The 1,189-nt window shown below is 64.9% G+C and carries 1 protein-coding gene; it reads left to right on the forward strand.

Annotated elements, in window-relative coordinates:
* The first annotated feature begins 5 nt into the window (after positions 1-5).
* Complete coding sequence (locus AC1DS6_RS42635; RefSeq protein WP_477104810.1) at positions 6-944, forward strand: tyrosine-type recombinase/integrase; 939 nt, start codon at positions 6-8, stop codon at positions 942-944.
* The last annotated feature ends 245 nt before the right edge of the window (positions 945-1,189 follow it).

Consider the following 1,189-nt stretch of genomic DNA (forward strand, 5'->3'; position numbering starts at 1 on the left):
GCGGAATTCAGTATATAAATGCGGTCATGACACCCGTCGACAGCCTCTGGCTCACCAATCCCACCCTCGCCTACGCCGATTGGCAGCGCCGCGAGGCATCCGGCGCGGACCGGCGCCCTTTCGCGGCCCGCTCGATCATCCAGCATCAGGCCATGTTCGAGCACTTCCGGCGTCATCTGCTCGACGTCGACGCCACCGTGGCCACCTTCGGTCCTGACCATATCGATACYTTCTGGCAGGCGCCCGACGCGCGCGGCTACAGTGCCGCCACGCGCATGCGCTATCTGAAACTGCTGGACCGGTTGTGCCGCCACTTGGTTGCCATCGGCGTGCGCAAGAGCAATCCAGCCGGTCAATTGGTCCGCGACGGTCAGTGGCCGAAGGCCGAGCCGGATCCCATCTACCTGCCCGAGGACGCGGACGCCCGCCTGCAGGCTTGGGTGCAGCCGCACGCAGGGGATGATCCGGCGGCCTTGCGCAACCGCGCCATCGTGGCGCTCTTCCTCGGCACCGGCGTCACGGCATTGGAAGGCCGCACGGCCCGCCGGGAGGACCTGCAGCCCGATGCTGCCCCGCCCTACTTGCACGTGCCAGCCCACGGCGCGCGTGATACCCGCACGATCCACCTCGCCGCGTTCGCGGTGCCGATCCTGACCGAGTGGTGCGTTCGCCGGCAGACCCTTCCGATCGTTGGCGACCTCGTGTTCTCACTCCAGGCCAGCGGCGAGCCGATCACGGATATGAGTCTTGGCAATATCGTGCGAGCGGCGCTCCTCGCGATCGACTTCGAAGCGCAAGACATGAGCCCGCGGGTGCTGCGCAACACCTACTGCCGGCGGCTGCTACTTGCCGGGCGCAACCGCGATGAAGTCAGCAAGCTGCTTGGGCTGGCCAGCACGAGAACCTGCGACCGGATCAGGGCCACCATTGATGCTCAGTTGTAAGTGTTGGTGTCCCCAGGTCCCACATACCGCATAGAGTTTGCTATTCTCGCGGACGCCTCCACGGCGACATATCAACGAGTAACCAGACGAAAGAATCCATGGCAACCAAAGCGAAAGCTGTCGTAAAGACCCCGGCCAAGCCTGCCGCCAAGAAGGCAGCGCCGGCCAAGAAGGCAGTAGCACCGGCAAAGAAGGCCGCTGCGGCTGCACCGGTGGCGAAGCCGCTGAAGGAAACCTTCACCAAG

Source organism: Cupriavidus sp. 05L310 (assembly GCF_056398185.1).